This window comes from Microbulbifer bruguierae (assembly GCF_029869925.1).
GTDB lineage: Bacteria > Pseudomonadota > Gammaproteobacteria > Pseudomonadales > Cellvibrionaceae > Microbulbifer > Microbulbifer bruguierae.
In genome coordinates, this window is the sequence record NZ_CP118605.1 from 3,178,888 (window position 1) to 3,200,071 (window position 21,184).

Genomic DNA, 21,184 nt, shown 5'->3' on the forward strand with positions numbered 1-21,184 from the left:
GGCGGGAGTGTGGCTCTGTGAAAATTTACCTGCTGACCCACGAGCGCGAAGTCGATCGGCCGAGCAATACCGGTTCCATCGCTCTGTCAGTGGCCGGTGGTACAGCAGGTCCGATTGAGCGCATTGTGTGGAGCCGCGCCAATCCGAGCCCCGAGCTGGTTCAGGTGCTGAAAGGTGAAAACACGGGGTTGCTGTACCCGCTGTCGGAAGCGGATGGAACGGAAATCGCCGTCGAACACTGCGACCATTTTGTACTGCTGGATGCCACCTGGCAGGAAGCGCGCAAGATGTTTAATCGCAGTCCCTACCTGCATTCCGCCGGCAGAGTGAACCTGCAGACAACTGCGATCTCGCGCTATCAATTGCGCCGCAACCAGAAACCCGGAGGTCTCTGCACTGCAGAGTGCGTAGTAGAGATTTTGCGGGGTAAAGGTAAGGCGCAGCTGGCGGCAGAAATCGAAGCCAGGTTTCTCGACTTCAATGCCCGAAATTAGTGAGGTCAGGTATCAATGATCCTGCGGGTATGAAATCTGCTGTTGGTGGATTCTCGCCTGATGGAAGCCGGGGGCTGGACGGGGGTTATAAATACAGGCGAAATTAGCTGGTGTGCCTGTCTTAAATTTCACCATTTTGTGTTTGTTTTGACCGTTTTGCGCTGTAATGCTTTTGTCGAATACGGACTTGAACTGAATTCCTTCGAAATTGAAATAAAAAGACTAGCCACCGAAAGTGGCGCTTATATAACATTGTTTTTGTGATGCGGTTTGCGTTTTTGTCACGTATTTTCATTCATAAAAATCAATTCGTTCGAGGGGAACTCTATGAAACTCAGACTGTTGAGCATTGCGCTGGCGGCTGCTGTCACTGGCTGCGGGGGTGGCGGTGGCAGTAATAATGATGGAGGCGGCGACATGCTTCCGCAAAACACTCCGCCGGTATTTAGCGCCGTCAGTATCGAGGCGATGAATGGTGCAGCCGTTCAGGTTGACCTGTCTGCCCACGCCAGTGATGCCGATGGCGACGCCCTGTCCGTCAAGGCGATTGGTGCATTGGAACATGGCACCCTGACCGCCGATGGCCTCACTTTGTCCTACGATCCGGCAGACGAGTTTGCCGGTACCGAGACCGTCAGTATTACTTTGACCGATGGCACCGATGACGTATCCGGTACCGTCACGTTAAACGCCTATCAGCAAATATCGTTGTCTGGTCAGATTGTGGATGAGCCGATTCCCGGCGCCATCGTCACCGTCACTCTGGGTGGCCGTGAGTTTCAGGCAATAGCCGATAGCAATGGTTACTACACCCTTGAGATTTCCGCCCTGAACCTGGAAAGCTACGTCAAAGTGAGCGCGACTGGCGGTGACGGTAGCGAGGGCAAAGGTATCGAGCTCGTCAGCCTGCTGGGTGAAATTGGCACGCTGATCGAATCCGCAGGTGAGGACCGCACCGTGGGTGGTGAAGGCGATACTCAGGCGAACGTCACCAACGTTACCACCGCGCGCTATGTACTGGCGTTGGATGCCAACGGCGGTGAAGAAATTGCCTCTGACGAAACTATGGCGGAAGTGGAAAAATCCATCGACGCCGATGCCTTGCTGGAAATTGCCGCGGTCATCAAGGTGATTCTGGACAACCCGGACTACAGCCTGCCGGAAGGCAAGGAAAGTGTGATTGACCTGGTGATGGATACGGAGGCCTACAATGCCTTTGTTGCAGAAGTCACCAGCGGAAACCCGGACGACAATGCGCTGACCCAGGCCATGGATCAGATAGTGAAGGATCCAGCGCTGGTTCAGGGCTATACCAGCGACAGCCTCGCTCACGTCTACTACGGCACTTTCCCTGCGGCGCAGGGGTTCCTGTCCCGTGGCGGTGAGCGCTATCAATTCAATACCAACGGTACCGGCAGCATCGCCACAGAACAGGGCGTGCAGGCATTTTCCTGGGCGCTGGAGAATGGCTCGATCGCCGTTACTTACGACGAGCCGCTGGAGACCTTCGGTTATTACGCCGCTACCGCAGAGCTGTTGGGTGAGGACGTGGCGAACCAGTGGGCAGCAGCCACCCAATCCGGTCAGATCGGCGCTACCCTTCGCTACAAGGGCATGAAATTTACCCGCCTGGTAGACGGTGACATTATCGATACGGTGTCGTACGAAAATATCTATGACCTGGATTTCGATATGGAGAATACGGGTATTTCCGCGCCGAATCAGATAGACGCTACCGGTCGCGGCCAGCAGCTCCTGCGGGATGCGGCTGCCTCACAACCGATGCCGATTGTGGCCGCCGACCTGCAGGATACCTGGGCGGTCGACAGTTACTACGAGTATTTGCGGTCTACCGTAGATGGTCCGCAGCCATTCACCAGCTACGCCGGTGACCTACTGCAGTTTGTAGAAGGTGGTACCGGTAGCGCGGTGCTGTCCGAGCGGAGCTTTACCTGGAAACTGATCGACAACGAAGTGCAGGTAACCTTCGACGATGGCACTACTCTCGCCGTGCAGAAAATTGACGAGGTGGGCGAGCTGAGCGCATTTTCACTGCGGACCTTTGATAGCCAGGGTCAGCTGATGGCGTTCAGTTACAACTTCGGGACCTGGCAGGATGACAGCGCTACGCTGACGCCGGAAAAGGTGATCACCGCCGAGGGGCATCACTGGGCTACTTTCGTCAACGGTTGGTCTGCGAACTACTGGAAAGACGGGGAATATCAGTACGTTGAAGGCTCCGGTTTCGGCTGGGAATTCAATCAGGATGGTACGTCAAGTAACGTTCAGTACTTCTATGATAGTGCTGACTATGACGCCGATGGCGACACCGCGGAAGTACTCGACAGTCGCTACTATGGTACCTGGTCCATCGGTAACGATGGTGTGCTGAGTGTGACACGTTGCCCGGGTGATGTATGTCGCAAGCGCGAATGGCTCGGCCTGCAGGCCTCCGAAGGCGAGATCGTCATTCTGGAGCGCGAGTACTTCCAGCAGTACGAAGGACTGGCGTTCCCGCCGCGTATCAATATTTACCGCGACTGGGCCAACCCGCAGGTTAACTGGAACCCAATTCCTGCCAGTGGACGTCTTGTGGCTTACCCCACGCGTCGGATCCCCGGAAATGACTAATTTGCCCTAAATGGCATGACTGCAAAAAAAACCATTGCCACCCGGTGGCAATGGTTTTTTTCGTTTAGTGACGGGGAAATAGAATTTCTGTGCCCAATTGTGTTGTGACCACAACCCGGATTTTCCCGTTATCTCGGGGCGGTTAAATACACCTTGTCATGGCGCTGGAAAAATTTCCATGTTCGCGTACGGTTGCTTCGGACTTCCCCCGCCGTTTAGATGCCTTCGTCCACTTCCAGCGCAGCTAGGAACAGTTGCACTGCCGGTTGCTCCGATGCGCTGCTCTTGAACGTCGCAGCATTCTGGATCTGGTAGCTGAAACGCTCTGGCCTGAGTACCACTAGTTCACCTCTTTCTACGTAGGCTTGAGCCAGATATGACGGCAGGAAGCCGATAAATTTTCCCGACAGGATCATCGCCAGGCGCGCAGCCATGTGGTTGGCCGTGGAGCGGTTGGGAAACAAGCGGTACAGGTGCGCTGCACCGGAGAGCACCGCGTGGCTGGGGGCTGCGAGTTCCTGTTCGGTAAGGGTTTCTTCCGGCGGGTTGGGAATGTCGGCACAAGGGTGGCTGGCACTGCAGTAAAGCATCGACTGGTGACTGAACAGCGGCTGGTAACTGAGACCCGGGCGACGCGAATGCAGCGGATTGATACCCACATCGGCGCGACCGGCGAGAATTTCCAGTTCCAGCTGGTGGGGCGCAGCTAGTTGCACATCCAGCTGCAGTTGGGGCGCGCGCTCGCGCAGGCGCGCAAGGGTTGCAGGCAGGTCCAGCTGCGGGATCTCCAGCACGTCGTCCGGCAGCACCATGCGCAGCTCGCCAGTGAGTTGCGACTGGATGGCATTGACTTGGCTCCGGAACTGGGCGAGGTGCCCATCCAGTTCCTCGATGGCCTGGAACAGGGCTTCGCCTTCCGGGGTGAGTTTGAAGTCCGCGCGTCCGCGGGAGCGCAGGCACAGCTGCATGCCGAGGCGGGCTTCCAGGTCGCTCAGATGCACGCTGATGGTGGAGCGGCTGATATTGAGTGCGACTTCCGCCGGCGCGAGGCCGCCGGCGTGCACCACTTCGCGGAAAACCCGCAGCAGGCGCAGGTCCATATCGCTCATGCGTCCGGACAGTGCGGATTTGGCGGATTGCCTGGGGCTGGGTTTGGACGTTGGGGGCACGTGCGTCACCGGTTGAGCCGTTGTCTGGAGACGTTAGCGCAAAGTTTGATTTTGGTAAATTCTAGTTTCAAAGATTTCACTATTCGCGGCTGAATACCCGGTCCAAAATCCTGAATACGTTGGAAACAGTGATTTTTAGGGGTATTCGATGGATCTGAACAATAACCAATTGTTGAAAACCCAGAACTATATCGATGGCAATTGGACTGACGGGGTCGCGAAGTTAGCGGTTACTGACCCGGCAATCGGCAAACTGGTGGCGGAAATCGCCGATGGCTCCGCCGCAGATGCGGAGCAGGCGGTGGCCGCAGCCCACGCGGCCTTCCCGGCATGGAGCCGCAAGACCGCGGGTGAACGCGCGGCGGTTCTGAAGCGCTGGTACCAGCTGATTGTGGATAACCGCGAAGATCTGGCGCGCCTGCTTACCCTGGAGCAGGGCAAGCCACTGGCGGAAGCCCTGGGCGAGATCGATTACGGTGCCTCGTTTATCGAGTGGTTTGCCGAAGAGTGCCGCCGCGCCTACGGGCAGACCATTCCTACCCACAATCCGGGCATGCGCCTGTCCACCATTCGTCAGCCGGTGGGTGTGGTGACCTGTATTACCCCGTGGAATTTCCCCAATGCGATGATCACCCGCAAGGCGGGCCCTGCCCTGGCGGCGGGCTGTACCGTGGTAGTAAAGCCGGCGAGCGAGACCCCGCTTTCTGCACTGGCGTTGTGTGCATTGGGTGAGCAGGCCGGTCTGCCGGCGGGTACGTTGAATGTGGTGGTGGGTTCGGATTCCGCCGCCATCGGCAAGGTGCTGACACAGGATCCCCGCGTATCCAAATTCACGTTCACCGGTTCAACGCCGGTGGGCAAACTGCTGATGGCGCAGTGCGCGAGCACCGTGAAGAAGATGTCCATGGAGCTGGGCGGCAACGCGCCGTTTATCGTGTTCGACGATGCGGATATCGATATGGCGGTTAATGCGTGTATGGCGAGCAAGTTCCGCAACGCGGGCCAGACTTGTGTGTCTACCAACCGTATTTATGTGCAGGAGTCTGTGCATGATGCGTTTGTGGATAAGTTGGCGGCGGCGATTGAAAAGCTGCAGGCGGGGCATGGCCTTGAAGAGGGCACGACTTTGGGGCCGTTGATTTTCCGTCGCGCGGTGGACCGGGTACACGGTCTGGTGGAAGAGGCGGTGGCCAATGGTGCTAAGTTACGTCTGGGTGGTGATTTCCTGTCGAATGGCGAGAACTATTACGCGGCGACCCTGCTGACGGACGTGGACGATTCCATGCGTATTTCCCAGGAGGAAATTTTCGGGCCGCTGGCGGTGGTGCAGAAGTTTCGCGAGGAAGAGGAAGTGATCCAGTGCGCCAACAATACGCCGTTCGGGTTGGCAGCCTATGTGATGAGTGAAAACATCCACCGGGCGAATCGCGTAGTAGAGGCGCTGGAGTACGGCATCGTGGCCTGTAACGCGGGTGTGTTCTCTACCACGGTGGCGCCATTCGGGGGGATCAAGGAATCCGGCATCGGCCGCGAGGGAGGCGTTGAAGGTATGGCCGAATTCTACGAAACCAAGTACTGCTGCTACGGCGTTTAACACCGGAGCGAAGGAGCGCGGAGTTCCAGCTCCGAAAATGGGCCGAAGGCCAGCAAATTTGCGTGTCTAGTTAACTGCTGTGGCGGCAAAGCACCGGGGATTGGTTTTCGAAACCGGGCTAGGCGCCCCCCTTCAACCCATCCCTGGGCGCTGCGGCGGCGACTTCCCTGTCGCCGACGCTTTCGAAAACCAATCCCCGGCACTTTTCCTTCGCTTCTGACCGGGTTACTTCGTCAGAATGATTTTGAAAATTACTTAATGAACTCGGAGTGAGTCATGTCCGAACTGAATACCGAACTAAATACCCAGGCATTCTGGATGCCCTTCACCCCAAACCGTTCTTTCAAGGCGGCACCGCGGATTGTCGAGCGGGCGGAAGGAATCTATCTGTTTGAAAAATCCGGTCGCAAGATCATCGATGCCACCGCCGGACTTTGGTGCTCCAACGCCGGCCACTGTCGTTCGGAAATTGCCGAGGCGATCCACCAGCAGGCGTTAAAGCTGGATTACAGCTCGATTTTCAATTTCGGTCACGAGCTGAGTTTTGAATATTCCGAGCGTCTGGTGCAGTACACGCCGGATGGACTGAACCGTGTGTTCTTCGGGAACTCCGGTTCCGAGGCGGTGGAGTCCGCATTGAAAATTGCGCTGCAGTATCAGCGTGCGCGGGGAAAAGGTACCCGCACCATGTTTATCGGTCGCGAGAAAGGCTATCACGGGGTGAATTTCGGTGGGATTTCCGTGGGCGGCTTGCCGCCGAATTACCAGACGTTCGGCCAGCCTGTGAAGGCAAACCATATGCGCCATACCCTGGACATCGAACGCAATGCGTTCACTAAAGGGCTGCCGGAACATGGTGTTGAACTGGCGGAGGATCTGGAGCGTCTGGTCGCCTTCCACGGTGCGGATCAGATTGCGGCGGTGATTGTGGAGCCGTTCTCCGGCGCTGGGGGTGTGGTATTGCCGCCGAAGGGATATCTGCAACGTCTGCGCGAGATCTGCGACAAGCACGATCTGCTGCTGATTTTTGATGAGGTAATTTCCGGCTGGGGTCGCACGGGTTCGCCGTTTGCCGCTCAGGAATTCGGGGTAACACCGGACATGATCACCTCGGCCAAAGGTATTACCAACGCGACCGTGCCCCTGGGTGCGGTGTTTGTGAGCGACAAGATTTACAACACGGTAATGGACGCGGCGCCCGAGGGTGGGGTGGAGTTTTTCCACGGTTACACCTATTCCGCCCATCCGGTAGCTTGTGCTGCGGGTATGGCCACTCTGGATATCTACGACCGCGAGGGGCTATTGACCCGCGCTGCCGGTGATATCGGCAAGCACTGGGAAAAGGCACTGCACAGCCTGGCGGATCTCGACAATGTGATCGACGTACGCAACTACGGTCTTGTGGGTGCGATTGAGTTGCGGGCGCCGGAAAATCTCAAGGGCAAATTCGGAGCCAAGGCGTCGGCGCTGGCCTGGGAGGCGGGGGTGATGGCGCGGGGTATCGGTGACGCTCTGTGCATGTCTCCGCCCTTGATTATCGAAGCCCATGAAATTGATGAAATCGTCACCCGCCTGCGCGAGGTCATTTCGGGCTTGCAATAGTGCGGTCGTTTACCCGCTATAGTCATATAGAGGGCCCTTTTAGAACGCTAGATCGGGAATATAGAACGCTAGATCGGGAATATAGAACGCTAGATCGGGAATATAGAACGCTAGATCGGGAATACAGTGTAGCGACACTACACTGAACAGGTAGTCGGCCGAGGCAGCAAAAGCGCGGAGTTGAGATAGCTCGGGCGCTCTGTTGCATTCGCCGGTCAATTTGGGAGAGCGGCGCCTCCGGCTACTGAGTGCGCGCGGTCTCCCTCATGGGCCTTCAGGCGCAGGGGGGGACTGTGTCGCCGTTAAAGGCGAATGGAGAGGTGAGGTAGCTGATGAACCGCACTTTTTTCGCACTTGCAGTTTTCCATCGCTGTTTTCTTTCCGGCCTGCGTGCCTGGCTACTTGTGGCTGGAGCCGTGGTTCTGACTCCTTTGGCGCTCGCACAAATGCCGCCGCCGGATCAGACCAGCGCTGAACCTGACGACGAATACCAGCGGGACCCGGACCGCCAGCGACAATTGCCCGCCGGTGCCACGAGCCTGACGCTCAGCGGCAATATCTATTACTACTACGATGGCTATTTTTATCGACCCGAGGACGACGGCTACCTGAGAGTGGAGCCGCCCCTGGGGGCGGAGCTGACGTTCGTGCCTCCGGGCAGTACCGGGTTTGATATTGCAGGGGAACGCTTTTTTATGAGCGGGACAGGCACCTTTTATCGCTACGAGCCGCGTAGTGACCGCTATGTGGTGACCACTCCGCCTTATGATTGGCGCCGCTATTACAACGGCGACCTGGTCGGCGCTTATGAAGATCGGCTGTACGGCTATCCCCGCAACGAGCTGGAGTTAGAGGAGTTGCGTGAAAGCACCGGCATCCCCAAAGCCCTGCCGCCACCTGCAGCAGAGCCCAAGCTGGGTGACGACAACGCAGTGCCCTTATTCGAAGCCGACGGCTACCGCGATCCACGTCGGCGGCCGTCCGGTCGTCGGTCCAGCCCCTATGCCACCGTACGCCCGCCTTACGATGTCAGTGGTGAACGCTATGACAATCGTGCCCTGCTGGAATCCGCCTGTCGCCAGGATGCAGCCGATGCCGCGCGCCGGGGCAGCAGTCAGGACAACCAACGTCTGCGTATTTATCAGCGCGAATATCGCGATTGTATCCAGCGTTATGAGCGTCAGCGTTAACCTTATCAACTGCTATATTCCGGGAGCGTTGCGTCAGTTCCGGACGAGTTAGCGTTGGTTTTTTTGTGTTTTTTTTCTCCACTGTGCAACCAATCGCTGAGGTCAAGTCCGGTAATTTTTTCAGTGCGACAAATACTGTCCCTGAAATGCTGATCCAGCAATTCCTGTTTGTATTCCTCTCGAAGAGATTCACCTGGTTGAGCCTTGGTTAGCCATTTTGCGGCCTGACGGATGAATTTCTGTGGGAAAACGCGGTTTATCAATGCGCGAAGCGGATGAAACTTCCAGATTATCCAGTTAAGTAACGCCATGCGAGGCTTTCGAATCTGCTCTCTTTCTGTTTTTCCTCTTTGTTTGCGCACTTCCAGATCAATGAGCGGTTCCAGTTTCAGCCATGCGAAAATTTTTTTCACTTCTGAACGTGGGTCGCGGGCGAAATCATCAAATCGCAGAAAGTAAAACTGACTTCGGTCGAAATACTGTAAATACTGCTGTATCTGGAAATCGTACCGACCGGTGTCGATATATTGCGCCTCCATTTCCACGGCCTGTTCGATGCTTCGTGTCTCGCCGAAATGGTTTACGTTCCAGAAGTAATTGCTCAGTAGGCGGTCAATCGGATTTCGCAGGATATAAATGAAGCGGACCTCGGCGCCCCGACAGATTGCATGAATATTTTCCGCGCAGGAGGAAATTCTCGGGTACCTGGAATAGTTGACGGATCCGTCTAGCCGGTACTGGCAGTCTTGTCCGGTTACGGGTAGAGCCGCTAAGCGTTCTCGAGCGCCTTTTTCGGAATTTGCGTTAAATACGTTGGCTTCTTTGAGGTTGCCATAACTGTTGATTTCAGGGTGTTGTTCCAGATAGGTGAAGAGAGACGTGGAACCGCCCTTCTGGGTGCCAATCAGAAAAAGATTGGGTAACAACATAACCGCTCCTCCGTGATGAACTGATACTACTTCCTTGGTACGAGTCATCCATTATGAGGTAGTTAAGGCATTGTGGTATAGGGGTAGCGCTACCCAAGCCTTTGAGCCAGCGCGCTGTCTGGCGCGAAAAACATTATATTCGCTGTGCTCAGCCTTAATCTTGTCGATTTTTCTTCATCTACAATAAATGGCGATGTACCGAATGTGGTATGTGGATGCCATGTGCGCAGGCACCCCAAAGGCAAAATATCCAGGAAATAAGCACTCAATTGAATGCCGGGGCATGGACGCATGCACGATATGGTAAGCAGGCAATGTCGTTTCAAGTGGTTCTGCCGGGCAATCGGTATGCTGCTGCTTTTTATCTGTATTGCCAGCGAAGCCCAGCTCCCTTCCGCCAAACCGAAAGAATTTTCCCCGGTCGTCCCCGACTTCAATAACCTGTCTGCCGACTGGTGGACTCAGTGGCCGAACGTCACTCAGGAGCAGCGCACAGGCTGGCTCACAGAGGTTGAAACGGCGTGGAAGGAGTGGAGTGAAATACTGCCGGAGGAAGCGGGTTTCGACGATCGGGTCAAGACGGTCAATCTGCGTCTTAACGGTATACGCAAGAACTGGCAGAAGCGGGAAGAGCTTAAAAAGATCAGTGTGCTGCCGAAGGTGGAGTTTCCGAAGGAGCCCACGGTACTGCAGTGGGCAGCGGCGGATGCTGGGGTGGCGCGGGGGCAGCAGCGGTTTGACGGGCTGAGGCTGGAAAAGGTGCAGATGGATGAGAACGTCGCACACTCGCTTCGCAGTCTGCGTGAAATTGTGGGCGCGCTGCGGGATGTAGACCGCGCCGATCCCAAACACCTCGACGTCACGGTAGATGTTTTCCTGGCGCAGATTCGCCACCTGCAGACACTGGAAGAGCAGCGTTTGTTACAGGACCAGATGACCACCTGGGAGGAAGAGCTCACGTATGCCCGGGGAGAGCTGAAGCGCATGCTCGAAGAGCTGCAGTACAGCGAAAAAGTGGCGGAGCAGCTGGCGGCGGCGCGCACCGAAGAAAAGTCCAACCTCGAAGAGTTGGCCAAAGAGCGCAGCGATTCCCAAAATCTGATTTTCGAATCGTCCGACGCCGCAGTCACTCTCGAGCAGCAGATCAAGATCATGAACTTCAGCGTGGAGTCGCTGGAGAACCGCTTGCAGATTCGCAAGCAGGAATTGTTACAGGCCATCAACAGCGTGCTTGAGCCGGGTGCTGAAAAGCAGAAGCTGTCACTGAGCAAGGATCTGGTAAGCAATGCGGAAACCATCCGCACTAACCTGAAGCGCCAGCTCAATGTGCGCCAGCGCCAGATTGTCGCCTGGGCGGGGGAAGACTCCAAGGTGATGCGCAAATGGTGGGGCCAGTTTGAAAAAATAGACAGCGGTCTGGGACGCACTGGCGATCTGATCGACGACATCAAGCGTTACGAAAGCGCACAGCTGTTTGTCTACGAACACCAGCAGGGCTGGTGGCGAACCGTGGGGGAGCGTATACAGCACCAGTTTGTGGAGATGCGCAGTGGCTGGCGGAATCTCGCCAATTTCAAACTCTTTGCCATCAGTGAACAGCCGATCACACTGAAAGATATCGCGCAGATGATTCTTGTGGTCATCGGTGCCTGGGCCTGCTCGCGGCTGTTGAGCTGGTTTCTGCGGCGCATGGTGCGCAAAAACAAAACCACGGAACAGTCGTCCTATACCCTGTGGCGCATCCTGAATTATTGCATCGTGCTGATCACCCTCGTGATTATCCTCACCATGGTGGGGCTGGATACCTCCAAGCTGACACTGATCGCCGGTGCCCTGTCCGTGGGTATCGGTTTCGGTATGCAGGCGATTTTTTCGAATTTCATTTCCGGCATCATTCTGTTGTTTGAGCAGCCGTTGCGGGTCGGTGACCTGGTGGAGCTGGAGTCTGGTGTGTTCGGACGTATCCGCGATATCAACGTGCGCTCCACTCGCATCACCACGCGCGACAATGTGGATATTCTGGTGCCCAATTCGGAATTCGTGACCGGTCGTGTAACGAACCACACTCTGGATGATCCGGTGCGGCGGATCCACGTCATGTTTGGGGTGGCCTACGGCACAGATCCGGAGGCGGTGCGGGAGGCGGCGATGGCCGCGGCGGAGCGGGTGCCGGTCACTTATACCAACTGGCAGCGCAAGACTGAGGTGTGGCTGACCGGATTTGGCGACAGCTCACTGGATTTCAAACTGGTGGTGTGGGTAAACAGCAACGCGGTATCGTCACTCGGCGATCTCGCTGCCATTTACAACCTGGAGCTGCTGCGGGAGTTAAATCAACGGGGTATTGAAATTCCATTCCCCCAGCGGGATATACATGTGCGCAGTTGGGCGGAGGGTGTACCGGCGACGCCGCTCGCCACAACATCGATGCGGCAAAAAACCGGCTCAGCCGGCAGCGAGGATTGGCCGGATACGGGTGGGCATGGCGGTGACGTCGGCGGAGACAGCGAAAATGGCGGGAGCAGCGGAATTGGGCACTAGCAGCAGGCCGTGGATGCGACCGCAGGTGAGTAATTTGAGAAGCGTGGGGCTGGCCTTATCTGGCAACCTCTGTATTCTGGAAAGCTCGCAATCGCCACCACGCCACAGGTTCCCCCTTTGCTGATTATCCCCATCCAGAACAAACCCGATTGGCGCCGCCCGCCACTGGTGTGTTTTGCGTTGATTCTGATAAATCTGCTGGTGTTCGTGCTCTACCAGAGTGGCGACGAGTCCCGCTGGCAGAAGGCGGAGGATTACTACTTCTCCACAGAGTTGCCGGCGTTGGAGGAGGGGCGCTTTTACCAGTATGTGGATGCCGAGCGCCCCCAGTGGCGCACTCTGGCTCAGGGAGCTGGTGAGGAATTCATCTATGAACAATTACTGTGGAGTCGTGAGTTCCACAACTGGCTGCTGCCGCAATTGCAACGTGAAGGGGAGCAGCAGTGGCTGCAGGAGCGGCTCCGGTTCGCTGAGCTGCGCGACCAGCTCTCCAGTTTTGCCTATGGCCTTACTCCGGCAGAACCGACCCTGGAAGGCCTTTTCGGTCACATGTTTCTGCACGGCGGCTGGGATCATTTGCTGGGCAATATGATTTTCCTGTTGCTGTTCGGCCTGTCGGTTGAGCTGGCTCTGGGTGCAGCCTGGTTTATTGCTCTCTACCTGATGGGCGGCATCGCCGCAGCAGCCCTGCATATGGGTGTTGAGATGGGCAGCCTGATGCCGGTCATCGGCGCCTCCGGCGCAGTATCCGCGGTCATGGGAATGTTTGTGGCGGTATATGGCATCCGTCGCCTGCGCTTCTTCTACACCCTGGGGTTCGCCTTTGGCGAATTTACTGCCCCCGCATTGCTGGTGTTACCTCTGTGGCTTGGCAAAGAAGTCTTTGGTTACTTGTTTGGTAGCGACAATGTTGCTTACTGGGCGCACTTCGGCGGCCTTGTAGCGGGCTTCCTGTGTACCATGGCGTTGATTCGTCTGCGCCCCGGCCGCGATATTCACGTGGAAGAAGATCTGCCCCCAACCCCGGAACAGCTGGCGCTGGCACGTATCGAATCCCTGCAGAACAGCGGCAAACTGGTAGAGGCCAGCCACGCCGCCAGTAGCGCTCAACGGCAGCACCCGGAATCGTTGCCACTGATTTACAAGGCCATCGAAGTCACCGCGCTGGCCCCGGATAGCGAAGCGCACCACCGTGCCTGGCTGGCACTGTTTGCGCTGGCGAGGTCGCCGGGAATTGATTTCGCTCCGGTGGCCCAAGGGGTGGAAGATTACCTGGCGCGGGTGCGTGAGCCCCGCGCCCTGAGCGCCCGTGTGTGCCTGCTGCTGGCACAGCGGGCGGGGCAGGAAAAACAATGGGGGCTGGTGGAATCATTGCTACAGCGGCTGCAGCAGAAAGAGCTGCGCCACCCGTTGATGGCGCGACTGGCGAACGGCCTGGTCGAGCACTACCGCCGCTGTGGCGACGAAGAGCGCGCGCGCAAGGCGCTCGACGTCGCCCGCGCGCTGCGACCGGTACTGGTGTGACAGGCATTGATGTGACCGGCCTGATTGGTTAGGCCGGCTGTGGACATTGTTCCGCCGCGAGAATGGATTCCAGCTGCCGCACTTCCTCGATCACGGCGCTGTTGGGAAATTTTTTCTGCACAAACGCCAGCAGTTTGCGACTGTTGTCGGTGCGATTGAAGCCATCCATATAAATTTTTGCCAGCAGCAGGTAGGCGCTGTCCAGACGGGTATAGTCCGGATCCTCTTTGTGCAGATTGTTCACCAGCGCCAGAGCTGGTTTGAACTGATGCTGGCGGTAGAGCGCCTCGGCGATTTGGTGGCGCAACAGGGATTTGTCGATTGCCGGTGGTTTGCCCTGTTGGCTGGCGGTGGCCAGATAGAGCTCCGCCGCCTTGTGTGGTTGATCGAGATTGACCAGGCGCTCCAGCAAATGAGGGGCCAATTCGCGCAGCGCTTTTTTGTCGTCGGTTGCCAGCAACAGACGGTAATAGCGCTCATTCAACGCAATATCATCCGGCTGCTGGCGCAGTATATTGACCAGCGCCTTGCGCGCTTCATCGTGCCGCCCTTCGCGCAGCAGGATACCGGCGTCTGCCAGCGCCTTGCGGCGATCAAACTCGCGCTCCTCAAGGAATTCCTGATCATCCAGCTGCGCAATGACGCCGAGCTTGCGCTGCCGGGTGAGGCAGATGTAGCCCATCATCGCACTGGTGACGACGGAAAAATAGCTGGTAGCGAAAGCCAGCAAGGGCAGCAGCATCCATCCCGGCAGCTTGTCGGCAATCACCGGCAGCAGATACGCGGGCGTTGCGGAAACCGCACTGGTGGATAGCCACAGCAACCAGTAAGGCCAGCCGATAATCAGGGTGAACTGAAGCAATTTCAGCGGGCTGATCGCTGCGCGGATACTGTGCTCCAGTGCCAGTACTATCATTGCCGCAGGCGTCAGCAGTGAAAGGGCGATGGAATAGACCTGCAGTGCGCCTTCCCCCAGTCCAGCAATCAAAAAGCCAATGCCACCAGCTACCAGAATCATACCGATCACCCTGGCAAATACCGCTGCGCTGCGGCCGTCCTGGGCATCCCCCACCGTCGGTGCCTGCAGTTGCCCGCTGGCGAGTTTCTCGATTACCAGCAGGTTGTAACGCATCACCATCGCGAGGGTCGCCACCAGTACAAATACCGAGAGCCAGCCGAGTTCGGCCATGGCAAGTGCCGCTACCGCACAGATGGAGGAGAGGGTCAGGGGGCCGGCGCTTGCGGCGTAGCGAAAGTAAAACCCAGCCATCTGCCAGAAGGGCCTGGCCTTGTTGCTGGCACCGACGTTATCCAATCGGTTGTTACATAACACGCATTTGGGGGTGGATTTGTAATAGTTATCCACTGACCCGGGTACGCAGTCGCCGCAGTAGTCCTTGGCGCAGCCGGAACATTGCCAGATGGCATCGGCACCAGAGTGGTAATGGCACACTTCGCCCATGATGAACGTCCTTGTCGTTATTTTTTGCCTGTAAAGTGTATCGGCACTTTTGAGATCGGTGCAAACCGCCACTTGCAGGCTGCTAGACTGACCCAATATCGTGTAGCTGGCGCGCGTAACCGCGTGCACTCCACACACTCGAGAATGCAAGGTGTACAGATGACAACAGCGATGCAGGTACGGCTGGAAACAACCGCGGCGGCGGAACACTGGGGCAAGAACGCCCTGTTGAGTTTCAGCGACAGTGAGGCCCGGATTCACGCAACCGAGGGCACCGGCGGCACCCTGGTCGCGGTGCAGCGCGCGGCGCGCCGTCTGGATGGCATGGGCGTAACTGCCATCGCCCTGGTGGGGGACAACTGGGATCTGGAAAGCCGCTGGGCGTTCTGGGCCGGTTACTACAACCCGAACCGCAGTAGCACTTTGGATTGGGGTATCGGCGACGGGGATGAGCGCAAAGAACTGGAAGCGCGCAAAGCGGCCAGTTTGTGGGTACGCGAGATCACCAATGGTTCGCCGGAAAATATTTTCCCCCGCGCGCTCGCCGAAAGCGCCGCAGATATGCTGCAGCAGCTGGCCCCGGATGCGGTCACGTACCGTATCGTCGCCGGTGATGAGCTGTTGGACGAGGGTTATATGGGGATCCACAACGTCGGTCGCGGCAGTGTACGCGGTGGCGTCATGCTTCAGCTGGACTACAACCCCGGTGGTGTAGAAGGCGCTGCGGTGGATATCTGTCTGGTGGGCAAGGGCATTACCTTTGACTCCGGTGGCTACAGTATCAAACCATCCGCGGGTATGGCCCATATGAAATCCGATATGGGCGGTGCGGCGATGGTTGCCGGTGGTCTTGCTCTTGCCATCGCGCGGGGCCTGAAAAAACGCGTAAAACTGTACCTCTGCTGTGCGGAAAATCTGGTGTCCGGCACGGCATTTAAGCTGGGCGATATCATCCGCTACAAAAATGGTGTGACGGCGGAAATTCTCAATACGGATGCCGAGGGACGACTGGTATTGGCGGATGGCCTTATTGCCGCCAGTGAAGAGAACCCCCGCTATATTCTCGATGCGGCAACGCTCACCGGCGCGGCAAAAATGGCGGTGGGCCGGGATTACAATTCAGTGTTGAGTCTCGAAGATGACATGGCGGAAAAAGTGCTGACTGCAGCGCGCGCGGAGAATGAAAAAGCCTGGCGCCTGCCGCTGGAGAAATTCCACCTCGAGCAGATTCCTTCCGGCTTTGCGGAGATTGCCAATATCGGTGTAGACGGCAGCCCAGGTGCGTCAACCGCGGCCGCTTTCCTGGCCAAGTTTGTGCGCGACGAAGGCCGCGGCTGGGTACATATGGATCTCTCCGGCTCCTACCTGCCTGGGCCGAATGACCAGTGGGCGCAGGGTGCCAAGGGACACGGGGTGCGCACTATTGCTCGCTTCCTGCTGGATAACTGAATTTTCGCGGTTGCCGCTTCTGCTGTGGCAACCGATATCTCGGAGACAAAAAAACCGGCTAATAAAGCCGGTTTTTTTTGCAGATCAGGACATCAAACAACAGCGCCGATATGCCAGGGGGCAAACTCGTTATTGCCGTAATCGAGTTTCTCACTGGCGCTCTGCTCGCCGGAGGCAATGGCGAGGATGAATTTGAAAATCATCTCGCCGCATTCCTGCACAGTATAGCGTTTGTCCAGAATGCCGCCGCAATCGACGTCCATATCTTCGCGCATACGCTCGAAAAGATTCGAGTTACTCGCCAGCTTGATACTAGGAACCGGCTTGCCGCCGAACGCCGAGCCGCGGCCCGTGGTAAAGCAGACAACATTTGCCCCGCTGGCAACCTGGCCGGTAACGGATACCGGATCGAAGCCCGGGCTGTCCATAAATACCAGGCCCTTCTTGCGCACCTGCTCACCGTAAAGGTAAACATCCTGCAGGGCTGTGGTACCACCCTTGGCCTGTGCACCCAGAGACTTTTCAGCAATGGTTGTCAGTCCGCCGGCCTTGTTGCCCGGGGAAGGGTTGTTGTTCAGCTCCACACCGTTCATCTCGGTGTAGTGCTCCCACCAGTGAATCCGGTCCACCAGCTTCTGCGCCACTTCCGGTGAAGCCGCGCGGCGGGTCAGCAGGTGTTCGGCACCGTAAATTTCCGGCGTTTCGGAATAAATCACTGTGCCGCCCTGGCGCACCAGAATATCCGCGGCTGCGCCCAGGCCTGCGTTCGCGGTAATGCCGGAATAGGCATCACTGCCACCACATTGAACCGCCAGCGTCAGTTCGGAAGCGGGAATCGGTTCGCGTTCACAGGCGTTGGCCGCCGGCAGCATCTCGGTAAGCTTGGCAATGCCGGCTTCGATCGCCGCGCGGGTGCCACCCAGTTGCTGAATGGACATGACCTGGAAGCTTTCGCCCTCCTGCAGGCCGGTTTCACGCAACAGGCTGGTGATCTGCATCGCCTCGCAGCCGAGGCCGATGAGCAGAACACCGGCAAAATTCGGGTGGGCGATATAACCGTGCAGCGTGCGCAGCAGGGTCTGGTAACCTTCGCCAGCGGTGGACATGCCACAGCCGCTCTCGTGACCCAGGGCCACGATACCGTCGATGTTGGGGAAATCGCGCAGCATCCCACTATTGGTGAAATGCGCAGCTACCGCACGGGAAACCGTAACGGAACAGTTTACCGTGGAGACCACGGCCAGGTAATTGCGGGTGCCGACCTTGCCAGTAGCACGTCGATAACCCATAAAGGTCGCGCGCTCTTGCTCGGGTACCACGGTTGTGGGCACATAATCCTTGCAAAACTCGTGTTCTACCTGGTGATTACCGGCTTCCATATTGTGGACATGCACATGGGTGCCGGGGGCAATATCTTCGAGGGCAAAGCCGATCACCTGCCCATACTTGATGATCGCCTGACCGGCTGCAATCGGGCACACGCTCACCTTGTGCATCGCTGGCACATCGGTAGCCAGCGGCATCATGCTGCCGTGCCAGTTCACCAGGGTACCTGCGACGAGGGGGGCCTTGCTGACGGCGACGTTGTCGTCGGAATGTATATGAATGAGGTCCATTGTGTCCTGACTCCGCTAACGGACTTGCGGTCAGTTGTAGTTATGATTGGTCGCAATCTAACACTATATTGGTAAGGCCGCAATCGTAAGGGTAGTAGGTTTTGGTAAGACTGTGACGGTGATTATCGTGTTGTGATGGTTAAACCCCATCTGATAAACTCCGCCGACATATTTCCGCAACTTATATATAGTTGCTGATCGCGGCAGTACTGGCTGGCTTGGTGGATGTTTGCGTAAGGTCAGGCAGGTTTTGATCGCAGCCTAATTCACATAAAGCCAGGTGTCATGGGTTGGCTGGCCCGTCACAGATGCCGGCGACAACGATGAATTGATTCAGGAGAACGGGTAATGCCGGGTGCCAGATTATACCAACAGGTAGCCGAAAAACTGGCTGCAGCCATTGCCGCAGGTGATTACCCTGCGGGCACTCGTCTGCCCGCCGAGCGCAAGCTGGCAGAGCGCTTTGATGTAAGCCGTCCGACCGTGCGCGAAGCCATTATCGCCCTCGAGCTGGCTGGCTGTGTAGAAGTGAAAGGCGGTTCCGGTGTTTACGTGACCGATACCGAAGCTGGTGCTTTCTCTGCTGGCGACAGCGATATCGGGGCGTTTGAAATCCTGCAGGCGCGCATGATGTTTGAGGGTGAGGCCGCGAGCCTCGCTGCCCGTGAAATGACCGATGGCGAGGTCGCGGAACTCGAATCCATACTGGAAGAGATGGTGGCCGAGAACGCTTCCGACTCCAATGCTGAAGTCGCGGATGAGAAATTCCATCTGCATATCGCTCGCTGCACCCACAATGATGCGGTGGTGTCGGTGTGTGAGCACTTGTGGAAGTTGCGCAACAACTCCTCTGTCTCTGCCCGTATTTTGGAGAAAGTGCGTCAGACCGGGTCCAAGCCGCGAATCGAAGAGCACCGCCGCGTGCTGGAAGCCATCCAGAAACGCGACCCGGAAGCGGCCCGCAACGCGATGCGCGATCACCTGCAGCGCGTGGTTCAGCAGTTGCTGGATGCCACCGAGGCGGAAGCGCTGGAACAGGCGCGACGTGAGATGAGCGCCGCACGCCAGCGGTTTGCCCTGCCCTGAACGCCGTCTTCTGACAGTGAAGTGTTCCCCCGAAAGCCGGCCGATGCCGGCTTTTTTGTGTCTCCGGGAAAAGGCTGTGCGCCTTATCCGGGGCCGGTCGATGGTATTTGTGAAGGTCTGGTCAGGTCCGCGAATTGTTGCCCTCCCCAAATTGGTATGACAGTATTGCCCCGATTTTAATACTGGCCTTGCCAGATACGCTGGTGGCGGCCGGATAGCGATGACAGGCCGCAGGCCGCTTTTTCTGATTCATCTTTTCACGCTCAAGAAGCCAGCAAAATAATAAGCCCTGGGAGGTATTTATGACTGGATTTAATCGTCGGGTATTCCTGCAATCCTTGGTTGCTGCGGCAGCGCTGCCGGCTGTTCCCGGGCTGCTGCCCAGTGCGGTAGCGATGAGCCGTCCTCCGCGGGCCCAGTACAATGGCCCTTGGGCGCAGGTGCCGAAGATTCTTTCCTCGATCAAACTGCCTTCCATTCCTGCCCGGGAATTCGACCTCAAGGCGCTGGGCGCCAAAGGGGAGGGTGAGGATGCCAGTGAATTCTTTGCTGCAGCGATCGAGGCCTGCCGTAAAGCCGGTGGTGGCCGTATCGTGGTGCCCGCGGGCAAATACCGCACCGGTCCCATCCACCTGGTTTCCAACACCGAGCTGCACCTGCACGAGGGTGCCGAGATCCACTTCATCCCCGAGCCCGAGCGCTACCTGCCCGCGGTAAAAACCCGCTGGGAGGGCATGGAGATGATGGGTTACTCCCCGCTGATCTACGCCCACAAGGCCGAGAACGTTGCCTTGACCGGCAAGGGATTGATCGACGGCGGCGCCGACTGCGATACCTGGTGGCCCTGGAAGGGTGCCAACACCAAGTGCGAAAACAGCTCCAACGAGGGTGATACCCAGCACCCGGCGCGCAATGCACTGATGGAAGAGATGGAAGCCGGCGTGCCGGTGGCGGAGCGCGAATACGCCGAGGGCTCCTTCCTGCGTCCGCCACTGGTGCAGTTCTACGAGTGCAACAATGTGCTGATCGAAGGTGTGACCCTGGAGAATTCCCCGTTCTGGGTTATCCACCCAGTGTTGTGTGAAGGGCTCACGGTGCGCAATGTGACCACCCGCAGTCACGGCCCCAACTCCGATGGCTGTGACCCTGAGTCCTGCCGCAACGTATTGATTGAAGGCTGTCTGTTCGACAATGGTGACGACTGTATCGCCATCAAGTCCGGCCGCAATGCCGACGGTCGCCGGGTCAATATCCCCACGGAAAACGTGGTGGTGCGTAACTGTCAGATGAAAGACGGTCACGGCGGTCTGGTGCTGGGCAGTGAAATATCCGGCGGTGTGCGCAATGTGTTCATGGAGGACTGTGTGATGAGCAGCCCGCACCTGGAGCGCGGTCTGCGTATCAAGACCAACGCCATGCGCGGTGGCAATATCCACGATATATACGTGCGCAACCTCACCATCGGTCAGGTGAAAGACGTTATCGTGATCAACTTCTTCTACGAAGAAGGCGACAAGGGCGACTTTGATCCCAACGTCTACAACATCCAGGTGGAAGACCTGGTGTGCGAGGAGGCCGAGCGCGCCTTCCATATTCGCGGCTTTGCCCGCGCGCCGATTCGTGGTCTGCAGATTTCCAACAGCCGTATTGACCGGGCCGCTTCTTTGGGTGTGATAGAAGAGGTGACTGGCCTGACCGTGGACAACGTCACGATCAATGGTCAGGCCTTCAAGCCCAGCTGACTTATGCACCTTGCTTGCGACCCCCAGAAGACGTCCAGTGCGGAGTGATCCGCACTGGCGCCGGGCTGATTGGCGCGGTATCCTTCAAATTGATGAAAAATAAAGCGAATAAGTCGAATAATTGGTCTGCCAAAAGTTGATCAATGGTAGTCCAT

The 21,184-nt window shown here is 57.3% G+C and carries 14 protein-coding genes; 10 read left to right on the plus strand and 4 right to left on the minus strand.

Features of this window, described 5'->3' with window-relative positions; translation table 11 throughout:
- Positions 1–17: 17 nt before the first annotated feature.
- Both PVT68_RS13280 and PVT68_RS13285 read left to right on the plus strand, forming a co-directional pair.
- Positions 18–494 carry a tRNA-uridine aminocarboxypropyltransferase gene (locus PVT68_RS13280; RefSeq protein ID WP_280318801.1) on the plus strand — a complete coding sequence of 159 codons (477 nt, stop codon included), beginning with the start codon at positions 18–20 and terminating at the stop codon, positions 492–494.
- A 327-nt stretch (positions 495–821) separates the two neighbouring features.
- Positions 822–3,125 carry an Ig-like domain-containing protein gene (locus PVT68_RS13285; protein WP_280318803.1) on the plus strand — a complete coding sequence of 768 codons (2,304 nt, stop codon included), beginning with the start codon at positions 822–824 and terminating at the stop codon, positions 3,123–3,125.
- Between the two features lie 215 nt (positions 3,126–3,340).
- Here PVT68_RS13285 and PVT68_RS13290 read toward each other — a convergent pair whose 3' ends face one another.
- A complete protein-coding gene (locus PVT68_RS13290; RefSeq protein WP_280318804.1) occupies positions 3,341–4,294 on the minus strand; it encodes a LysR family transcriptional regulator in 954 nt (317 codons plus the stop codon).
- 148 nt (positions 4,295–4,442) lie between these two features.
- Here PVT68_RS13290 and PVT68_RS13295 point away from each other — a divergent pair, with 148 nt between their 5' ends.
- The 3 genes from PVT68_RS13295 (at position 4,443) to PVT68_RS13305 (ending at position 8,680) form a co-directional block, all read left to right on the plus strand.
- Positions 4,443–5,888, plus strand: a complete 1,446-nt coding sequence (locus PVT68_RS13295) for an NAD-dependent succinate-semialdehyde dehydrogenase (protein WP_280318806.1) — start codon at positions 4,443–4,445, stop codon at positions 5,886–5,888.
- Between the two features lie 276 nt (positions 5,889–6,164).
- On the plus strand, positions 6,165–7,490 hold the full coding sequence (locus PVT68_RS13300) for an aspartate aminotransferase family protein (RefSeq protein WP_280318807.1): 1,326 nt from the start codon (positions 6,165–6,167) through the stop codon (positions 7,488–7,490).
- Positions 7,491–7,822: 332 nt separating this feature from the next.
- A complete protein-coding gene (locus tag PVT68_RS13305) occupies positions 7,823–8,680 on the plus strand; it encodes a DUF6515 family protein (RefSeq protein ID WP_280318809.1) in 858 nt (285 codons plus the stop codon).
- A 5-nt stretch (positions 8,681–8,685) separates the two neighbouring features.
- Here the strand turns inward: PVT68_RS13305 and PVT68_RS13310 are convergent, their stop codons facing one another.
- Positions 8,686–9,609 (minus strand): sulfotransferase family protein, encoded by a 924-nt coding sequence (locus PVT68_RS13310; RefSeq protein WP_280318810.1) that lies wholly within the window; start codon positions 9,607–9,609, stop codon positions 8,686–8,688.
- 348 nt (positions 9,610–9,957) lie between these two features.
- On the opposite strand from PVT68_RS13310, the gene PVT68_RS13315 reads away from it, so the two are divergent.
- Complete coding sequence (locus PVT68_RS13315; protein ID WP_280318811.1) at positions 9,958–12,150, plus strand: mechanosensitive ion channel domain-containing protein; 2,193 nt, start codon at positions 9,958–9,960, stop codon at positions 12,148–12,150.
- Positions 12,151–12,267: 117 nt separating this feature from the next.
- The gene (locus PVT68_RS13320; protein ID WP_280318812.1) at positions 12,268–13,674 is read left to right on the plus strand and encodes a rhomboid family intramembrane serine protease; all 1,407 of its coding nucleotides are present in this window, start codon (positions 12,268–12,270) and stop codon (positions 13,672–13,674) included.
- A 28-nt stretch (positions 13,675–13,702) separates the two neighbouring features.
- On the opposite strand, the gene PVT68_RS13325 is transcribed toward PVT68_RS13320, so the two are convergent.
- The gene (locus PVT68_RS13325) at positions 13,703–15,136 is read right to left on the minus strand and encodes a hypothetical protein (RefSeq protein ID WP_280318813.1); all 1,434 of its coding nucleotides are present in this window, start codon (positions 15,134–15,136) and stop codon (positions 13,703–13,705) included.
- Between the two features lie 159 nt (positions 15,137–15,295).
- Between PVT68_RS13325 and pepB the strand changes: the two genes are divergently transcribed.
- Positions 15,296–16,585 carry an aminopeptidase PepB gene (gene pepB, locus PVT68_RS13330; RefSeq protein WP_280318815.1) on the plus strand — a complete coding sequence of 430 codons (1,290 nt, stop codon included), beginning with the start codon at positions 15,296–15,298 and terminating at the stop codon, positions 16,583–16,585.
- A 92-nt stretch (positions 16,586–16,677) separates the two neighbouring features.
- Here pepB and PVT68_RS13335 read toward each other — a convergent pair whose 3' ends face one another.
- On the minus strand, positions 16,678–18,201 hold the full coding sequence (locus tag PVT68_RS13335) for a UxaA family hydrolase (RefSeq protein ID WP_280318816.1): 1,524 nt from the start codon (positions 18,199–18,201) through the stop codon (positions 16,678–16,680).
- A 348-nt stretch (positions 18,202–18,549) separates the two neighbouring features.
- Here PVT68_RS13335 and PVT68_RS13340 point away from each other — a divergent pair, with 348 nt between their 5' ends.
- Complete coding sequence (locus PVT68_RS13340) at positions 18,550–19,287, plus strand: FadR/GntR family transcriptional regulator (protein ID WP_280318818.1); 738 nt, start codon at positions 18,550–18,552, stop codon at positions 19,285–19,287.
- Between the two features lie 302 nt (positions 19,288–19,589).
- Positions 19,590–21,029 (plus strand): glycoside hydrolase family 28 protein, encoded by a 1,440-nt coding sequence (locus tag PVT68_RS13345; RefSeq protein ID WP_280318819.1) that lies wholly within the window; start codon positions 19,590–19,592, stop codon positions 21,027–21,029.
- The last annotated feature ends 155 nt before the right edge of the window (positions 21,030–21,184 follow it).

Excerpts from the sequence above, each read along its gene's own strand:
- PVT68_RS13285 (WP_280318803.1), top strand. The coding sequence starts at position 822 with ATGAAACTCAGACTGTTGAGCATTGCGCTGGCGGCTGCTGTCACTGGC.
- PVT68_RS13295 (WP_280318806.1), top strand. The coding sequence starts at position 4,443 with ATGGATCTGAACAATAACCAATTGTTGAAAACCCAGAACTATATCGAT.
- PVT68_RS13300 (WP_280318807.1), top strand. The coding sequence starts at position 6,165 with ATGTCCGAACTGAATACCGAACTAAATACCCAGGCATTCTGGATGCCC.
- PVT68_RS13305 (WP_280318809.1), top strand. The coding sequence starts at position 7,823 with ATGAACCGCACTTTTTTCGCACTTGCAGTTTTCCATCGCTGTTTTCTT.
- PVT68_RS13310 (WP_280318810.1), bottom strand. The coding sequence starts at position 9,609 with ATGTTGTTACCCAATCTTTTTCTGATTGGCACCCAGAAGGGCGGTTCC.
- PVT68_RS13315 (WP_280318811.1), top strand. The coding sequence starts at position 9,958 with ATGCTGCTGCTTTTTATCTGTATTGCCAGCGAAGCCCAGCTCCCTTCC.
- PVT68_RS13325 (WP_280318813.1), bottom strand. The coding sequence starts at position 15,136 with ATGGGCGAAGTGTGCCATTACCACTCTGGTGCCGATGCCATCTGGCAA.
- pepB (WP_280318815.1), top strand. The coding sequence starts at position 15,296 with ATGACAACAGCGATGCAGGTACGGCTGGAAACAACCGCGGCGGCGGAA.
- PVT68_RS13335 (WP_280318816.1), bottom strand. The coding sequence starts at position 18,201 with ATGGACCTCATTCATATACATTCCGACGACAACGTCGCCGTCAGCAAG.
- PVT68_RS13340 (WP_280318818.1), top strand. The coding sequence starts at position 18,550 with ATGCCGGGTGCCAGATTATACCAACAGGTAGCCGAAAAACTGGCTGCA.
- PVT68_RS13345 (WP_280318819.1), top strand. The coding sequence starts at position 19,590 with ATGACTGGATTTAATCGTCGGGTATTCCTGCAATCCTTGGTTGCTGCG.